This is a genomic window from Bradyrhizobium ivorense (genome assembly GCF_900696085.1).
Lineage (GTDB): Bacteria > Pseudomonadota > Alphaproteobacteria > Rhizobiales > Xanthobacteraceae > Bradyrhizobium > Bradyrhizobium ivorense.
In genome coordinates, this window is record NZ_CAADFC020000004.1 from 406,388 (window position 1) to 422,711 (window position 16,324).

The 16,324-nt window shown below is 64.2% G+C and carries 15 protein-coding genes; 5 read left to right on the forward strand and 10 right to left on the reverse strand.

Annotation, left to right across the window (positions count from 1 at the left end; genetic code table 11):
• Window positions 1-177: 177 nt before the first annotated feature.
• Window positions 178-468: a GYD domain-containing protein gene (locus CI41S_RS02740; protein WP_139857286.1), complete on the reverse strand. Its 291-nt coding sequence runs from the start codon at window positions 466-468 to the stop codon at window positions 178-180.
• 586 nt (window positions 469-1,054) lie between these two features.
• On the reverse strand, window positions 1,055-1,933 hold the full coding sequence (locus tag CI41S_RS02745) for an HpcH/HpaI aldolase/citrate lyase family protein (protein ID WP_139857287.1): 879 nt from the start codon (window positions 1,931-1,933) through the stop codon (window positions 1,055-1,057).
• 146 nt (window positions 1,934-2,079) lie between these two features.
• On the opposite strand from CI41S_RS02745, the gene CI41S_RS02750 reads away from it, so the two are divergent.
• On the forward strand, window positions 2,080-2,721 hold the full coding sequence (locus CI41S_RS02750) for a carbonic anhydrase (RefSeq protein WP_139479455.1): 642 nt from the start codon (window positions 2,080-2,082) through the stop codon (window positions 2,719-2,721).
• 24 nt (window positions 2,722-2,745) lie between these two features.
• On the opposite strand, the gene CI41S_RS02755 is transcribed toward CI41S_RS02750, so the two are convergent.
• The 3 genes from CI41S_RS02755 to CI41S_RS02765 form a co-directional block, all read right to left on the reverse strand.
• Window positions 2,746-4,884: a C1 family peptidase gene (locus tag CI41S_RS02755; protein WP_139857288.1), complete on the reverse strand. Its 2,139-nt coding sequence runs from the start codon at window positions 4,882-4,884 to the stop codon at window positions 2,746-2,748.
• Between the two features lie 152 nt (window positions 4,885-5,036).
• Window positions 5,037-5,624: a TIGR00645 family protein gene (locus CI41S_RS02760; RefSeq protein ID WP_139857289.1), complete on the reverse strand. Its 588-nt coding sequence runs from the start codon at window positions 5,622-5,624 to the stop codon at window positions 5,037-5,039.
• Between the two features lie 117 nt (window positions 5,625-5,741).
• Entirely contained in the window at window positions 5,742-6,776 is a 1,035-nt protein-coding gene (locus tag CI41S_RS02765; RefSeq protein WP_139479458.1) for an aspartate-semialdehyde dehydrogenase, read from the reverse strand.
• A 116-nt stretch (window positions 6,777-6,892) separates the two neighbouring features.
• On the opposite strand from CI41S_RS02765, the gene CI41S_RS02770 reads away from it, so the two are divergent.
• Together CI41S_RS02770 and CI41S_RS02775 are read left to right on the forward strand one after the other, a co-directional pair.
• Window positions 6,893-7,693 carry a hypothetical protein gene (locus tag CI41S_RS02770; protein WP_139857290.1) on the forward strand — a complete coding sequence of 267 codons (801 nt, stop codon included), beginning with the start codon at window positions 6,893-6,895 and terminating at the stop codon, window positions 7,691-7,693.
• Window positions 7,694-7,869: 176 nt separating this feature from the next.
• Window positions 7,870-8,280: a hypothetical protein gene (locus tag CI41S_RS02775; RefSeq protein ID WP_139857291.1), complete on the forward strand. Its 411-nt coding sequence runs from the start codon at window positions 7,870-7,872 to the stop codon at window positions 8,278-8,280.
• A 459-nt stretch (window positions 8,281-8,739) separates the two neighbouring features.
• Here the strand turns inward: CI41S_RS02775 and leuB are convergent, their stop codons facing one another.
• The gene (leuB, locus tag CI41S_RS02780; protein ID WP_139857292.1) at window positions 8,740-9,852 is read right to left on the reverse strand and encodes a 3-isopropylmalate dehydrogenase; all 1,113 of its coding nucleotides are present in this window, start codon (window positions 9,850-9,852) and stop codon (window positions 8,740-8,742) included.
• A 300-nt stretch (window positions 9,853-10,152) separates the two neighbouring features.
• On the opposite strand from leuB, the gene CI41S_RS02785 reads away from it, so the two are divergent.
• Window positions 10,153-11,331: a YbfB/YjiJ family MFS transporter gene (locus CI41S_RS02785; RefSeq protein WP_139857293.1), complete on the forward strand. Its 1,179-nt coding sequence runs from the start codon at window positions 10,153-10,155 to the stop codon at window positions 11,329-11,331.
• Window positions 11,332-11,408: 77 nt separating this feature from the next.
• Here CI41S_RS02785 and CI41S_RS02790 read toward each other — a convergent pair whose 3' ends face one another.
• The 4 genes from CI41S_RS02790 to CI41S_RS02805 form a co-directional block, all read right to left on the reverse strand.
• A complete protein-coding gene (locus CI41S_RS02790) occupies window positions 11,409-12,194 on the reverse strand; it encodes a molybdopterin-dependent oxidoreductase (protein ID WP_139857294.1) in 786 nt (261 codons plus the stop codon).
• 13 nt (window positions 12,195-12,207) lie between these two features.
• A complete protein-coding gene (locus CI41S_RS02795; protein WP_139479464.1) occupies window positions 12,208-12,840 on the reverse strand; it encodes a cytochrome b/b6 domain-containing protein in 633 nt (210 codons plus the stop codon).
• Between the two features lie 181 nt (window positions 12,841-13,021).
• Window positions 13,022-13,573 carry a fasciclin domain-containing protein gene (locus CI41S_RS02800; RefSeq protein WP_139479465.1) on the reverse strand — a complete coding sequence of 184 codons (552 nt, stop codon included), beginning with the start codon at window positions 13,571-13,573 and terminating at the stop codon, window positions 13,022-13,024.
• A gap of 361 nt (window positions 13,574-13,934) precedes the next feature.
• Window positions 13,935-14,696 carry an SDR family oxidoreductase gene (locus tag CI41S_RS02805; RefSeq protein ID WP_139857295.1) on the reverse strand — a complete coding sequence of 254 codons (762 nt, stop codon included), beginning with the start codon at window positions 14,694-14,696 and terminating at the stop codon, window positions 13,935-13,937.
• An 87-nt stretch (window positions 14,697-14,783) separates the two neighbouring features.
• Between CI41S_RS02805 and CI41S_RS02810 the strand changes: the two genes are divergently transcribed.
• Entirely contained in the window at window positions 14,784-16,313 is a 1,530-nt protein-coding gene (locus tag CI41S_RS02810; RefSeq protein WP_139857296.1) for a malonate--CoA ligase, read from the forward strand.
• Window positions 16,314-16,324 lie beyond the last annotated feature (11 nt).

Genomic DNA, 16,324 nt, shown 5'->3' on the forward strand with positions numbered 1-16,324 from the left:
AAGCATCGACCGGCGATGATCCCTACAAGGACGACGCCTACCGGCTGTGGGCGCTCAAACAGCGCGGCAACGGCACTTGATGTCCGCCTGTCCCAGTAGCAGCGCAAAAGCAGACATGCGTCGTTAAACAAAACCCCGGCGCGAGGCCGGGGTTTGTATTTGAGAGATGAAGTTTGCTCATAAAGATGCAGCCATCTTCTTGTAGTCGTCCTCGGTAAACGCCCGACAAGTCTGCGTCCGTACAAATCCGAGGGCTGCCGTTCCCATGACGAGTTTTGCAACCACTTCGTCATTCGGTGCTTCGACAATCGACACGGCATCATACTGGCCCGTTACGAGGTAAAAGGCCTTCAATTCGGCACCAGCGGCGCGGAAACGTTCCTTTGCCGCAGCGAGGCGATTGGGCCCGTCCTTGATCGCTTCGGCTCCCTTCTGAGTGAAGTTGATTAAGGAGATATAGGTGGGCATGGGTAAGCCTCCCTTGGTCATCTCAAGAGTGAGCAGTGTTCGGCATTCTCGTTGTGGGTAACAACGAACAAGCCGACAACGCGATGCGGATGCCTGTCTTTGACTTAAATCAACATCCGTAAAATTAATCACGTGGGCTCGCGGAGCCATTCCTACTCGCGGGCCCTCCAGGGTCGGGGTGGGGGTCTCTCCAGGAGTCGTATCGCGGAAATAACCCCCACCCGGATCGCATCTGCGATGCGATCCGGCCTCCCCCGCAAGCGGGAGAGGCGAAGCGAGCCCGTGGTCAAGCCCGCGCATTGCATATGCGATGGCCCTGCCCTCCAGGGGAGGGTGGAGTCAATGCCCCATCGCGGCGCATCGGCAATCGCGATCGCAGCCTCTAGGCGTGGGCAATGGAGAAACTTGGCGGGGTAGGCACCGCTGCACCCTCTCCCCTTGTGGGAGAGGGTGGCTTCGCGAAGCGAATCCGGGTGAGGGGTCTCTCCACACGGCGCGATCTCTCAAGCGGAAACAACCCCTCATCCGGCGCTTCGCGCCACCTTCTCCCACAAGGGGAGAAGGGAAGGATCGCCGATCGGCTGGATCAATGCCCCATCGCGGCGATCGCGTCCGCGATCGCGATCGTGCGCTTCGCCATCTCGGCGTGCAGGCGCTCGACCATGCGGCCGTCGAGCTGGATCGCGCCGCGCGAGGCGTTCTCCGGCAGCTGGAACGCCGCGATGATCTTGCGCGCCTCGGCGACCTCGGCCTCCGGCGGCGTGAAGATGGCGTTGCAGGCGTCGATTTGGCTCGGATGGATCAGCGTCTTGCCGTCGAAGCCGAGATCGCGGCCCTGCGCGCATTCTTCGGCAAAGCCGTCGATATTGCCTATGTCGCTGTAGGGTCCGTCGAGGATTTCCAGCCCATGCGCGCGGGTCGCCAGGATGCAATGCGTGATCATCGGGATCATCGCCGCGCGGCCCGGCTTCATCCGGATCCGGGTCTCGCGCGCAATGTCGTTCGGCCCGAACACGAAGCCGGCCAGGCGCGTCTCGGAATCCTTCGATGCCGCGGCGAGCTTGTCGGCGTCGAGCACCGCGCGCGCGGTCTCGATCATGGCCCAGACCCGGATCGAGGCCTGGGCACCGATGTCGCTCAGGCGATCGGCGACGGCGTTGAGATCGTCCACGGTCGAGATTTTTGGAACCAGGATGCCGTCCGGCTGCGCCTTGCCGGCCATGGTGATGTCGTCGATCCACCAGGGCGAGTCGAGCGCATTGATGCGGATCAGGATCTCGCGCTTGCCAAACCCCTTGGCGGCGACCGCCTTGGCGATCTGCTCGCGCGCCACCGCCTTGGCGTCGGGCGCAACGGAATCCTCGAGATCGAGGATGATGCCGTCGGCCGGTAGCGTGCGGGCCTTTTCCAGGGCCCGTGCATTGGATCCCGGCATGAACAGCAGGCTGCGGCGCGGACGGGTCATGGCGATCTCCTCAAGGCCTCTGGCTCGGCAAAAGTCCATTGTTTAGGCACTGGTCAGGCAGCGCTTTTCAAGCCCTGCCCCTATCATTTCAGCTCCGATACCGAAAGTCTTGTTCCGGACATCTGCTTGTGGTTTAGCCGGAGGCCATGAAATCCTTTCCGAAGCGATTGATCGACGGATACCACGCTTTCGCGACGCAACGGCTGCCGACCGAGCAGTCGCGCTACCGGGAACTGTCCGAACGCGGCCAGTCCCCGGAGACGATGCTGATCGGCTGCAGCGATTCCCGCGTCTCGCCGGAAGTGATCTTCGATGCCGGCCCGGGCGAGTTGTTCGTGGTGCGCAACGTCGCCAATCTGGTTCCGGTCTATCAACCCGACACCGCCGCCCACGGCGTCTCGGCCGCGCTGGAATATGCCGTGAGCGTGCTGCAGGTGAAGCATGTCGTGGTGCTCGGCCATGCCCAGTGCGGCGGCATCCGCGCCTTTGTCGACAAGATCAAGCCGCTGACACCGGGCGACTTCATCGGCAAATGGATGCAGATGTTCATCAAGCCGGGCGAGATCGTCGAGCAGCGCGAGCATGAGAGCATGCAGGATTTCGTGACCCGCATCGAGAAGGCCGCGGTGTTCCGCTCGCTCGAGAACCTGATGACATTCCCGTTCGTGCGCGACCGCGTCCAGAACGGCCAGATGCAATTGCACGGCGCCTATTTTGGCGTCGCCGAGGGCTCGCTGTTCGTGCTCGATCAGGCCGCGAAAGAATTCCGCAGCGTCAGGAACGGCTGACGCTGCGGTCTTGGCGCCGCCGCGTCAGAATCCGCGCAAATCCGTCACCGGCATGCGCAGCGTTTTCTTGCCGGTGATCAGCTTGATCGCGCGATTGACGACCTCCAGATTGTTGTCGAACGAGCCATGGCCGGCGTCGATCGTCTCGTCCTTGTCGGGCTCGTCGTTGACGGGCACTTCGGTTTCCGTGACCGACTGCAGAACGACGCCCTCGCTGTCGGCCTGCCAATCGGCAAGAATTTTTTGATAGCCCGGCATGAAGTCGGCGCCCGCGGACCATTTTGGCCACACCTTTTGCAACCCGAGAATGGGCGTCTTGTGATCCGGCTCCAGCGCTCTTGAAACCAGATACAGCAGCGACTTCGAGTACAGCACCGGCACGCAGGGGTCGGTCAGCTCGTTGTCATCGCTCAGCACGTCAATGAACGTGGTGGTGGGATCGGCGACCTTGTTGGCGAAAGCCTGGCCATATTTGGCGGTGGCAAATTCGACCGTGCAGGCCGGCGCCCACAGGTGAACGGAGCTTGCCTGCAGGCTCCGCGCCTTCATCGCCGACAGGAAGTGCCCCTGCATGATGGCTCCCGCCGAGTGACCCACGAGATGAATTTCGGGCCGCTGGGCCTTGCTCAATGCACCGATCGCCGACCGCAATTCAGTGGCGGCGGTCATCAGGCCGCCGCCGCTGCGGCTGGCTCCGTCGGCGCGGTTCTTCATGTTCTCCCAGATCGCCTTGACGCCGGCGTCGCGGGCAAACACCTCGAAGGCGCGATCCTTGATCTCGTCGATCTTGCTGCGCAGCCAGCCCTTGTCGGCGCCCGCGGGGACGCCGATCTTTTCCACCGCACCTTTCAGGATGTCGGCGGCGGACTCGAAAAAGCCGGTCTGCCACACCACAAAGATCGGCATGATGTCGTTGGCCTCGAGCCACGGCCCGAGCACGCGCGCACGATCCAGCCCTTCGGAGCGGCTGTTCAATCCGCCATGCGCATAGATCGCAACATGCGAATAGCCGCGGTCGGCCGCGGTGGCCACGCATTCCCGGACCACGCTGACGACGGCATCGTCGCCGGAGTTCGCCGCCACCAGCTCGCGCTCCGCGCGGCCATTGTGACCGATGAAAATGGTGCGATGGGCCTCCTCGCCATTGATCCACGGTGAAACCGCGCTGGTGTCCTTGGCGACGTCGTCGCGTTGCATCGACCGCGCGCGCATCCGTTCGTCGAGCGACAGGTCCGTGCGCATCTTCGGACTGCGAAACGGGCTGGCGGTCTGGGGCTTGGCTCCCTTCTTCGGCTTGACCGGGGGAAACGACACCTCCATCGGAGCCCCGAGCGCCAGCGCCCAGGCGTCTGTGCCATGGCGGGTCCAGTCTTCGTAGGGCAGGACGGCGAAGCCGTGAAAGCCCCAGTCCGGCCCCCAGGAATTCTGCACGATGAATCCTCTGGACGTGTAGCCGACCATCGCAAATGCGTGCCCGCCGACGTCGTTCGGCTTGTTGGGGGGACCGATCAGGGCGTCGTCGATGGATTTGCGGTTGTTTCCGACCCGAACCCAGCCGTCATGCACGTCGGCGGACACGTAGATCGCATGCGTCTCGTAGATCGCCGACTGCATGTCGACGATTGACTTGCCGTCGATACGAAAATAGGCGCCGAGCGGCGTCTGAGGCGCACTGGCGTCCCATCCCTCGCGTGGAAGGCCGGGCTTGTTGCGCTTCTCGAGGTACGGCCAGTACTGCTCGGCACAGACGCCGTGCTTGTGAAATCCCTTCATGGCGCCACGGCAGCTCGAACCTTCGTAGTCCTCCCCCTTCCATTCATCGTAGAGGCGGGCGTTCTGGTAGAGCATCCGCGCGCTGACCCGTCCGTCGGCCTTGGGAGCCGGCTTCTCGCCACGTTCGATCGCCGTGGTGTTTGCCAACTCCCAGCGCAGGTAATTCACCACTCCCGCGAGGCCAAAGCCGGTGCAGGATCCCTCGTCTCCCTGGTCGAGAACCATGTCGGATGCGCGGTAGATCGGAAACCACTCTTCAATCAGCTGATCGCTTGGATATTTCATCGGCAGGCTGACCAGCCGTGCGCGATAGGGCAGGTCGCGAAAATCGATGCGGTCGGGGCGCGCGTCGAATGTCCGGGTGCCATTGAAAAGAGTTTTGGTCGGCATGTGCTCACCATGAAATCTGGATTTCTGAAAATGCAGGCCGGACGCAGGCGCGAAGCCGGCCTGGCACAATTCTGGCGTGCACTGCCTTAGGTTGCAATAACAGTCAGCACGTCGCCCGCGACACGAGCGCGCAGGGGCGTTGTCAGGGAAAGTCAGAGATGGCGCGCCGGCGGCGCCGACGGGCGGCTATTCGCCGCCGTGATGGCCGCTGCCCAGCGGTCGGAGATCGCGAGCATGAAGGACGAGACCACGAATGCGAGGTGCACGCCGACCAGCCAGGCGAGCTTGCTCGGATCGAACGCGGTGTCGAGGTTCATGAACGCCTTGAGCACCTGAATGGCCGAGATCGCGACGATCGACGCCAGCAGCTTCTGCTTCAGCCCGCCGAAATCGACCTTGGTCATCCAGTCCGGCCAGTCCGGATGCCCCGCCGGATCGATCTTCGAGACGAAGTTCTCGTAGCCGGAAAACACCACGATCAGGATCAGATTGCCGGTCAGCGAGATGTCGATCAGCGAGAGCACACCGAGGATGATGTCGGATTCCTTGGCGTCCGGCACATGCAGGAGGAAGTGCCACAGCTCCAGGCAGAACTTGAGCAGCAGCGCCGCGAGGCTGATGACGAGGCCGAAATAGAACGGCGCCATCAGCCAGCGGCTGTTGAAGAGCAGGCTCTCGAAGCCGTTCTCGACGCGCTTCAGCGTCGGATTGGGCCGGTAGGTCGCCGGTTCTTCCGCCATGGCACGCGCTTCCTGACGCCGAGATGCCGCGTTCTACTGCTTTTGTTTGAGCATGATCTTTCCGGAAAACCGCTTCGCACTTTGCGCTAACGCGGCCCTCCGGGTCCGGATCGTGCTCTAGGCCGCCTTCTTCTTGGCAGTGATCAGCTTGCGGTTGATCAGGACTTCGGCGATCTGCACGGCGTTGAGCGCCGCGCCCTTGCGCAGGTTGTCCGACACGCACCAGAACGACAGGCCGTTCTCCACCGTCGCGTCCTCGCGGATGCGGCTGATATAGGTCGCGTCCTCGCCGGCCGCCTCATAGGGCGTGACGTAGCCGCCCGGCTCGTGCTTGTCGATCACGAGACAGCCCGGCGCGTTGCGCAGGATGTTGCGCGCCTCGTCCGGGGTGATCGGGTTGGCGAACTCGACATTGACGGCTTCGGAGTGGCCGACGAAGACCGGCACGCGCACGCAGGTGGCGGTGAGCTTGATCTTGGGATCAAGGATCTTCTTGGTCTCCGCCATCATCTTCCACTCTTCCTTGGTGTAGCCGTCCTCCATGAAGACGTCGATGTGCGGGATGACGTTGAAGGCGATGCGCTTGGGGAATTTCTTGTTGACCAGCTCGTCATTGGTGTAGACGGCCTTGGTCTGCGAGAACAGTTCGTCCATCGCATCCTTGCCGGCGCCGGACACCGATTGATAGGTCGAGACCACGACGCGGGTGATCGTCGCCTTGTCGTGCAGCGGCTTCAGCGCAACGACGAGCTGCGCGGTCGAGCAGTTCGGATTGGCAATGATGTTCTTCTTGGTGAAGCCGGCGGTCGCATCGGCATTCACCTCGGGCACGATCAGCGGCACGTCCGGGTCCATGCGCCAGGCCGACGAATTGTCGATCACGACGGCGCCGGCGGCGCCGATCTTCGGCGACCATTCCTTCGACACTGCGCCACCGGCCGACATCAGGCAGATGTCGACGTCGGAGAAATCATAGTGCTCGAGCGCCTTCACCTTGAGCGTGCGGTCGCCATAGGAGACCTCGATGCCGACGCTGCGGCGCGAGGCCAGCACGACGACCTCGTCGGCGGGGAATTTGCGCTCGTCGAGAATGTTGAGCATTTCGCGCCCGACATTGCCGGTCGCTCCGACCACCGCGACTTTGTAACCCATCGTTCACTCTCCGACGAAAAATGCCCGTTCCCCCGCTGGCAGCGGAAAGGGAAGAGGCAGCGCTTCTATGCGAGAAACCCCGTCAAGACAACGTTGCGTAGCTTTTGAGCGTTTTGATGCGTCCGTTTCGGGCCGTTCCGGCCGCACCCCATCATACGAGAATTCCGTCGGCGCTGACGAGTTTCGTCGACGAGGTCTACGCCACGCTGTCGCGGCTGTTCGCCTATGCCGCCGCGCTGGCGCTGTTCGGCGGGCTCGGCGTCCATCTATGGCGGCAGCTCCCCGACGTAACCGCGATGGCGCCCGTACCCGCAGCCGCCGCGCATTGGAGCCCGGCCGCCCGCGCGGCCCCGGCCTTCGCCATCAGCAGGCTCGATCCCCGAGATAAAACAGAGACTTACGAAGTCCTCCGGCACCCCCTGGGCGGCCGCAAGGACATCTTCCGCTGGGCCGAGGCCGAAGGCGCGCCGGCGGCCGAGCTCGAGATCTACCGTCCGGGCGAGGAGTCCATGGGCCCCGCGGTCACCGAGATTGCCGGACGCCTCGACCCGAGCGGCGTGCGCGAGCTCGAGGCCGCCGGCATCATCGACAGCAAGTTCGGCAGCGTCACGCTGCTGCGCCCGGCACGGCGGGACGGCGACCGCGCTTGCCTCGGCTTTCTCAAGCAGATCGACGCGCCGGACCTGCGGATCTCCGGCTGGACCTGCCAGGGCGCCAGCCTGCCGGCCCAGCGCGCCGCAATCGGCTGCATGCTGAACCGGCTGACCCTGCTGACGTCAGGCAGCGATCCGCGGCTGGCCGAGCTGTTCGCGCATGCCGAGCTGAAGCGCACCGGCTGCGCCGCCGCCGGCCCGCCCACCCTGTCGTCCGACTGGGTGCTGGGCAGCGAGAACCCGAGGCTGCGCGGCGGCCTTTGATGGCGAGACCGTGGCAAGGTACTGGTTTTCATGAAACTTTTGCGCTTCTCGCCGCATTATGTCTGCCGGTGTGGCGCAATTGACCTAGTGGCGGCGGGCGGCCGCCACTACAATACGTTCCCAGTGACTTTGGCCAACGCGCCAGCCCCGGATGGGGCCGCAATGACGAGGATGCGATGACCCTGAAATTCCCTGCCGCGAACAAGCTCGTGGTGTTGCTTGCCGCGGCTGCCGTCACCGCAACCGCATTCAGCGTGAGCGCGGCCAGCGCGCAGAGCCCGAGCAAGCGCAAGCAGCAGCAGCAAGACCAGTACGACCGCGACGGCCGCCGCTATTACGGCGCGCAGGGTCCGAACCGGGTGTACCAGCAAGGCCCGCGCACTCGCGTCTACGTCACCACGCGCTCCTGGCTCGACGCCGGGACCGAGGTGCTGCCCGGCGACCGCAAGTTCAACGACTACGCCTATCCGCCGGACGTAGGCTATCCCTCGTTCGCGCGCGAGAACAAGAACCAGCCGATCGATCGGCAGCCGCTCAGCCCGCCCGGCGATCTCGGCGGCTATCCGCGGACCTTCCCGCTGTACTGAGATTTTCGGCGATCTGCCGACGCGAAAATGGCCGGGCTTGCCGGCCATTTTTGTTTTGGGGGTCATTCCGGGATGGTCCGAAGGACCCAGACGCGGAATCTCGAGATTTTGAAGAGGAGCTGGTTGAAGAGAGAAAGGCGCGATGCGCGGGCATTCTGTTGCCGGCGTGAGGTGAGCAAGCTGGCAGGGCTCCCTCCCCCCTTGCGGGGGAGGGCTGGGGAGAGGGGTAAGCCCCGGGCGAGACGATCGAAAGGATCACCGTCTTCGCAATCCTGCTCGCGCGCAAAGCTAGACTAATGGAGGGAGCACGTCGTGTGGCACCCCTCTCCCTAACCCTCCCCCCCCCCGCAAGGGGGGAGGGAACCCTGCCGCTGGTGGCTCCCTCACGCGCTGGTCGTCGGATTGTTCGGGAGATTCCGGTCTGGTGCTCGCGCACCATCCCAGAATGACGGCGTAACCCTACGCGTGCAGCTTCTGCAGCTCCTTCAGGATCGCCTCGCCCATCTGCGTGGTGCTGGCGGCCGTCGCGCCTTCCGACTTGATGTCGGCGGTGCGCAGGCCGCTGGCGAGCACGGCTGCAATCGCGGCGTCGACCTTGTCGGCGAGTTCGCCCATGTCGAAGGAGTAGCGCAGCGCCATGCCGAACGAGGAGATCATCGCGATCGGATTGGCGAGGCCCTTGCCGGCGATATCGGGCGCCGAGCCGTGCACCGGCTCGAACAGCGAGCGGCGCTTTTTGGTCTTGGCATCGACCTCGCCGAGCGAGGCCGACGGCAGCATGCCGAGCGAGCCGGTCAGCATCGCCGCGATATCGGACAGCATGTCGCCGAACAGATTGTCGGTGACGATGACGTCGAACTGCTTCGGCGCCTTCACCAGGTTCATGCCGCCGGAATCGGCGAGCTGATGCTCGAGCGTGACGTCCTTGTATTCGCGCGCGTGCACGGCGGTCATGACCTCGTTCCAGAGCACGCCGGACTTCATGACGTTGCGCTTCTCCATCGAGGTGACCTTGTTGCGGCGCTTGCGCGCCAGGTCGAAGGCGACGCGGCCGATGCGCTCGATCTCGTAGGTGTCGTAGACCTGGGTGTCGACCGCGCGCTTCTGGCCGTTGCCGAGATCGGTGATGGTCTTCGGCTCGCCGAAATAGACGCCGCCGGTGAGTTCGCGCACGATCATGATGTCGAGGCCCTCGACCGCCTCGCGCTTCAGGCTGGAGGCATCCGCCAGTGCCGGGTAGCACACCGCCGGGCGCAGGTTGGCGAACAGGCCGAGATCCTTGCGCAGCCGCAGCAGGCCGGCCTCGGGCCGGACCTCATAGGGAACGGCGTCCCACTTCGGACCGCCGACCGCGCCGAAGATGATGGCGTCGGCCGCGGTCGCCTTGGCCATGTCACCTTCCGAGATCGACACCTTGTGGGCGTCATAGGCGGCGCCGCCGACCAGGCCCTGCTCGGTCTCGAATTTTGCGATCCCCTGCGCGTTCAGCCAGTCGATCAGGCGCTGCACCTCGGCCATCACTTCGGGGCCGATGCCGTCGCCGGGGAGAAGCAGCAATTTATGGGTCGCCATGGTCGTTACCTCGAGATAGCTGTTTTGCCGTCAAGCCCGGGCATGACGCGCGCGGGAAATCCGGCGCGAGTGCTAAAACGCCCGGCATCGATTGGCAAGGCACCCCAACGCAGGGCCGAAACGACTCTCGCCCCGGCTGTTCCTGCTGCTGTTGCCCATGATGCTGCACGGCGCGCCGGTGGTCTGGCGGGCGCGGGCGCGCGTCGCCCGATTGCCTGATATGCAAGACACCGTTGCGGCCTGAGGCGCTGGGCAGGGCCGTCGCGGGCTGCCACAATGGCTGACTTGCCGGAGTGATTTGTGCGAGCCCCTGCCCCGTCCTACCCGCATCCCGCGCGGCTGATCCTGATCCTGTCGCTGGCGCCGACCGTCGGTCTCGGCATCGGCCGCTTTGCCTATTCGCTGGTGCTGCCCGACATGCGGGACTCGCTGGCGTGGTCCTATTCGGCCGCCGGCTTCATGAACACGATCAATGCCGCCGGCTATCTCGCCGGCGCGCTGTTTGCCTCGCGCCTGATCCAGCGCTTTGGGCTCGCCACATCGGTGCGCTGGTCGACGCTGGCCTGCGTGCTGTCGCTGGCGCTGTGCGCCGTCTCGGGCAATTTCGTGGTGCTGAGCTTTGCCCGCTTGCTGGCCGGCTTCGCCGCGGCGATCGGCTTCGTCGGCGGCGGCGCGCTGGCGGCGACCATCGCGCAGTCGCGCCCCGAGCGCGCCAACTTCCTGCTCAGCCTGTTCTATGCCGGCCCGGGCATCGGCATTTTGGCATCCGGCCTGGTCGCCCCCTTCGTGCTGCAGGGTTTTGGCGCGGGCTCATGGTGGATCGTGTGGTGGGCGATGACCTTGCTGTCGGCCATCATGACCGTGCCGCTGCTGCTGGCGCCGTTCCATGCCGGTCCCGCTGCCGGCGGCATCGTGAGAACGAAATTCGCGGTCATGCCGGTGCTGATCTATCTCACCGGCTATTTCCTGTTCGGCGCCGGCTACATCGCCTACATGACCTTCATGATCGCCTATGTCCGCGACGGCGGCGGCGGCGCGGTGGCGCAGAGTGCGTTCTGGAGCCTGATCGGCGTCAGCGCCTTCGTCACGCCCTGGGTCTGGCGCCGCGTGCTGGCGCTCAACCGCGGCGGGCTCGCCACCACCATCATCCTCGGCGTCAACGCGCTCGGCGCGGCGCTGCCGATCTTCGGCCACGCGCCGCTGCTGCTGGCGATCTCGGCGTTGGTGTTCGGCGTCGCCTTCTTCGCCGTGGTCGGCTCGACCACCGCCTTCGTGCGCTACAACTATCCGCCGGAAGCCTGGCCGACCGCCATCGCCGCGATGACGATTGCCTTCGGCATCGGCCAGACGCTGGGCCCGATCGTGGTCGGCGCCATCACCGACGCGGTCGGCAGCCTGTCATTTGCGCTGAATGTCTCGGCGGCGATGCTGGCGCTGGGGGCGCTGCTGTCGGCGTTTCAGCGGAAGGTGGGACCGTAACTGGCGAATAGCGAGTGGCGAATAGCCGGTGCCAACCCGGCTCTCAATTCGCTATTCCCCATTCGCCATTCGCCTCCTCAGCTCCCGCTGAACGAATTATACCCCTGGTCTTCCCAGTAGCCGCCCTTGTACTCGTTGGTGACCTCCATCGAGATCACGTATTTCGGGTTCTTGAAGCCGAGCTTGGTCGGCACCCGGATCTTCATCGGGTAGCCGTAGGCGCGCGGCAAAATCTGGTCGGCGAATTTGAACGACATCTGGGTCTGCGGATGCAGCGCGCTCGGCATATCCAGCGGCGAATTGTAGCCGTCCTTGTCGGCGCACTGGAACCAGACGTATTTCGCCCGCGTGTCGGCGCCGACCAGCTTGAGGAAGTCGCGCAGCGGCGTGCCGGTCCAGCTGCCGATTGCGCTCCAGCCCTCGACGCAGATGTGCCGCGTCACCTGCTTGACCTGCGGCAGTTGATAGAGCTCGTCCAGCGTCCAGGATTTCTTGTTGTCGACCAGTCCGCGCACCTCCAGCTTCCACTCCTTGCCATCGATGTCAGGCGCGTCGTCGACATCGTAGTAGCCGTTGAACGGGAACGGCTTTGTGATCATGCTCTCCGGGAAGGTCGGCGCCAGTGCGTTCGGATTGAACATCCAGGCCTGCACCGCGTCGTTGAACTTGGAGACCTTCTTCAGCATCTCCTCGGCGGACGACGAGTCGAGCACGTCGCAGCCGGTCAGCAGCGTCAGCGCACCAAGGCTCGCGCCTGTCGTCAGAAAACGGCGGCGCGTCGGATCCGGCATGACCTTCACGGCATCGCGGACCAGCAATTTCTTATCGACGCCGGGGATCAGCAATTTGCGGAGGCGGCCCATGGCAATTCTCCCTTTAGCGACCGATGATCATGGCGCGCAGGCTCTTCGGCACCAGCACCGCGAGCGCGACATGGATCACGAGGAACGCGACGATCAGCGCCATGCAGGTGAAGTGGACGTAGCGCGCGAAGTCATAGCCGCCGAACAGCGTCACCAGCCAATGCAATTGCACCGGCTTCCACATCGACAGGCCGGACAGCACGATGACGACACCGACCACGATGATGCCGGCATAGAGCAGCTTCTGCACCGAATTGTATTTGCTGAGATCGGCGTGCGACAACTTGAAGGTCAGCGCCGCCTTGGTGTCGGAGATCACGCCGCCGGGGGTGATCGGCAGCAGCTTCTTGCGGAAGCGGCCGGTAGCGAGACCGAGTGCCAGGTAGATCAGGCCATTGACCATCAACAGCCACATCGCGGCGAAGTGCCACAGCAGCGCGCCACCAAGCCAGCCGCCTAGCGTGATGCTGCGCGAGAAGCTGAAATTGAACAGTGGCGAGGCGTTGTAGATCTGCCAGCCCGACATGATCATCAGGATCATCGCAAACGCATTGACCCAGTGCAGCACGCGGACCCAGGCGGGCTGGATCGCCTTCGTTGGTTTTGCGGTGTCTGCATGGTCGTCGCTGACGGCAAGACTCGACATGGGATTTCTCTGCTCGGGTCGTTACAGGTCTATTCGCCGGGAAGTAGGGTTCCGTTACACGATCGCAGGCGATCATTTTAGTCCACGGCCGCCTTTGGCGGTCACAAAAATGCGAGCCGGGTGCAGGCCCCGGCTCGCTGTTTCGCGCGCCCCGTCGGGGACTAAACAGGGCGGTGAGGTGTTACGTCGCCGGCATCAGCACGGTGTCGACGACATGGATAACGCCGTTCGACTGGTTGACGTTCGAGATCGTCACCATCGAGGTGCCGCCCTTGGCGTCGACGATCCAGACCTTGCCGTCCTGCTTCTTCACGGTGAGTTCCTCGCCCTCGGCGGTCTTCAGCTTCTTGCCGTCGGTGAGGTCGGAGGCCTCGAGCTTGCCGGGCACCACATGGTAAGTGAGGATCTTGGTCAGCGTTCCCTTGTTCTCGGGCTTGACCAGATTGTCGACGGTTCCGGCCGGCAGCTTGCCGAACGCGGCGTTGGTCGGCGCGAACACCGTGAACGGGCCCTTGCCTTCCAGCGTGTTGACGAGGCCCGCGGCCTTCACCGCGGCGACCAGGGTGGTGTGGTCCTTCGAATTGACGGCGTTCTGGATGATGTTCTTGGACGGGAACATCGCGGCGCCGCCGACCATCACGGTCTTCTCCTCGGCGCGAGCGGGCGCAATGACGGTGGCAGTGATCGCGAGCGCGCTGAAGGCGGCGGCGAGAATGGCAATACGCTTCGACATGGTGTCGTCTCCCAATGGGTCAGCTGTCCGGCGGCTCTGCGCCGGTGATGAAGGGGCAACAACGGCGCGGGTGGTTGGTGAGTGCGTCGTCGTTGGCCCGAGCTACGGGAGGTTTTCCGGGCGGTTTCCGGAAATAATTCTTTGTGATTGCTGAAACCGGCGGGCGTGCATTGCGTACATCTCGCCGCCATGAGCTACGCGGCGTCCACCTCCCCTTGAAAAGGGGAGGTCGCTTTGCTCGCCAGAGCAAAGCGGGTGGGGATCTGCTCTCACCGCATAGAGTATCGCCTGCGGCTGACCCCCATCCCGACCTTCCCCCTTTCAGGGGGAAGGAGAAGAGAGATCATCGCCCGTCGACGGCCTAATCCCGGTTCGCCGGCGTCTGGATGAAACCGCGGTTGTGGGTCGGGCTGATCAAAATCTCGTTCATGCAGACCCGCGCGGGCATGCTGGCGACGAAGGCGATGGTGCGGCCGCAATCTTCGGGCTGCAGCATCTTGGCCTGCTCGGCCTCGCTCGGCACCACCGGACGCAGCTTCAGGATCGGCGTTGCCACCTCGCCCGGCGACAGGCAGCAGGCGCGCAGGCCGTTGACGCATTCGTCCATGTTGAAGGAATGGGTCAGCGCCAGCACCGCGTGCTTGGTCGTGGTGTAGGCCGGGCCCGGCATCTTCGAGACATGGCGGCCGGCCCAGGACGCGACGTTGATGATGCAGCCGTCCTGCTGCTTGCGCATCGTCGGCAGCACCGCGCGCATGCAGTAGAGCACGCCGTTGAGGTTGATCTCGACCAGCCTATCCCAGCCTTCCAGCTCCATGTCGGCCCAACTCCGCTTCGGCACGTTGATGCCGGCGCTGTTGACCAGGAGGTCGATGCGGCCGTGCCTGGCGACGATGGCCTCCGCCGCCTTGTTGACGTCGGCCTTGCTGCTGACGTCCAGCGGGATCGCCTCGGCCTTGCCGCCCTTCCTGGTGATGTTGGCCACCACGCGGTCGAGCTCTTCCCTGCGGCGGCCGGAGACCACCACCGTCCAGCCGTCCGCGGCGAGGAACTCGGCCCCGGATTCGCCGATCCCGCTGCCGCCGCCGGTGACCCAGGCCACGCGTTTCCCATTGTTTGTCATGCAATCTGTCTCCGTTGCTTTTTGAAGGGCGTTTTTGCTAATCCAGCCGGACTCTTACCGGCCCTTTCGCCCCTCACGGGATGTTGCATGAACACGACCGCCAACGCCAACCTGTTTTCCCGCCTGTTCGACGGCCTCGACGACCCCGATCGGCTGGCGATCGAGCAACTCGACGGCAGCCGCATCTCCTATGGCGACCTGATCGCGCACGCCGGCCAGATGGCGAATGTGCTGGCGAGCCGCGGGGTGAAGCCGGGGGATCGCGTCGCGGCGCAGACCGAGAAATCGGTCTCCGGCCTCGTGCTGTATCTCGCCACCGTGCGCGCCGGCGGCGTTTATTTGCCGCTCAATACCGCCTATACGCTCAACGAGCTCGAGTATTTCATCACCGACGCCGAGCCGACGGTGGTGGTCTGCGATCCCTCGAAGCTGGAGGGCATCAAGGCGATCGCCGCCAAGGTCGGCGCGAAAGTCGAGACGCTCGATCCGACCGGCAAGGGCTCGCTGACCGAAGCCGCCGACAAGGCGCCCACGGATTTTGCCACGGTGCCGCGCGGCAATGACGACCTCGCCGCGATCCTCTACACGTCCGGCACCACCGGCCGCTCCAAGGGCGCGATGCTGTCGCACGACAATCTGGCGTCGAATTCCTACTCGCTGGTCGACTACTGGCGCTTTACCGACAAGGACGTGCTGATCCACGCGCTGCCGATCTATCATACCCACGGCCTGTTCGTGGCGAGCAACGTCACGCTGTTCGCGCGCGCCTCGATGATCTTCCTGCCGAAATTCGATCCGGACCTGATCATCAAGCTGATGGCGCGCGCAACCGTGATGATGGGCGTGCCGACCTTCTACACCCGCCTGCTGCAAAATCCTGGCCTCAACAAGGACGCGACGAGGCATATGCGGCTGTTCATCTCGGGCTCCGCACCGCTGCTCGCCGACACCCACCGCGAATGGTCTGATCGCACCGGCCACGCCGTGCTGGAGCGCTACGGCATGACCGAAACCAACATGAACACGAGCAATCCCTATGACGGCGACCGCGTGCCCGGCGCGGTCGGCTTCGCGCTGCCCGGCGTCTCCGTGCGCGTCACCGACCCCGACACCGGCAAGCCGCTTGCGCCGGAGACCATCGGCATGATCGAAGTCAAGGGCCCGAACGTATTCAAGGGCTACTGGCGGATGCCGGAGAAGACGAAAGCCGAATTCCGCGGCGACGGATTCTTCATCACCGGCGACCTCGGCAAGATCGACGACAGGGGCTATGTCCACATCCTCGGCCGCGGCAAGGACCTCGTGATCTCGGGCGGCTTCAACGTCTACCCGAAGGAGATCGAGAGCGAGATCGACGCCATGCCCGGCGTGATCGAGTCGGCCGTGATCGGCGTGCCGCATGCCGATTTCGGCGAAGGCGTCACCGCGGTCGTGGTCCGCAGCAAGGGCGCCGATGTCAGCGAAGCCTCGGTGCTGCGGGCGCTCGATGGCCGGCTGGCCAAGTTCAAGATGCCGAAGCGCGTGTTCGTGGTCGACGAACTGCCGCGCAACGCGATGGGCAAGGTGCAGAAGAATATCTTGCGGGATATGTATAAGGATATCTATTCGAAGGCGTGAGAATAGGGACA